This window comes from Angustibacter aerolatus, from assembly GCF_054776675.1.
In genome coordinates, this window is sequence record NZ_BAAHBM010000201.1 from 1 (window position 1) to 795 (window position 795).

Genomic DNA, 795 nt, shown 5'->3' on the forward strand with positions numbered 1-795 from the left:
GGACGGCGCCGCGGTGACCACCGCCGGACGCGCCCTGGGGCTCGCGCACCGCGCGCTCGGCGACCCCGCAGCGGCCGAGCGGGTGCTGCGCTCGGCCCTCGCCTCGGCCACCCGCCGGCGCGACCCCGTCGCGGTCGCCGAGGCCCGCATGACGCTGTCGCTGGTGCTGCTCGACCAGGGCCAGGTGCCGGCCGCCCTGCGCCAGGCCCGGCGCGCGGCACCCGACCTGCGCGGCGTCGAGGGGGCGCGCATGCTCGCGCAGCACGCACTCATCCTGCAGCGCAGCGGCGAGGTCGACGAGGCGCTGGCCATGCACGGGCAGGCGCTCGCCGGGCTCGTCGCCTCGGACGACTGGCTCTGGCAGCTGCGGGTGCACAGCAACCGCGGGCTGCTGCAGGCCTACCGCGGCGACCTGCGGGCGGCCGACCGCGACCTCGCCGTCGCCGAGCAGCTGTCGCTGCGGCACGACCGGGTGGTCGACGCCGCGATGTCCGGCTGGAACCGCGGGTGGGTCGCCAGCCTGCGCGGCGACGCGGTGACGGCGCTCGCGCTGTACGACCGGCACGGCACCGTGCTCGACCGGCACGACGTCGGGGTGCCGCAGCGGCTCGTCGACCGGGCCGAGCTGCTGCTGTCGGTCGGGGCGGCGGGCGAGGCCCGCCGGCTGGGGGAGCAGGCCGCCGTCCTGCTCGAGCGAGCCGGGCTGGCCGCCGACCTCGACCAGTGCCGCGTGCTGCTCGCCCGGGCGGCGCTGCTGGACGGGCACGGCGAGCAGGCCGCCGCCCAGGCCGCGCT

1 protein-coding gene is annotated in these 795 nt (G+C 79.5%); it reads left to right on the forward strand.

The window, feature by feature from the left end; translation table 11 throughout:
- Window positions 1-13: 13 nt before the first annotated feature.
- A partial coding sequence (locus tag ACYVI6_RS18795) for a tetratricopeptide repeat protein (protein WP_460447801.1) occupies window positions 14-795 on the forward strand: 782 nt, incomplete at its 3' end.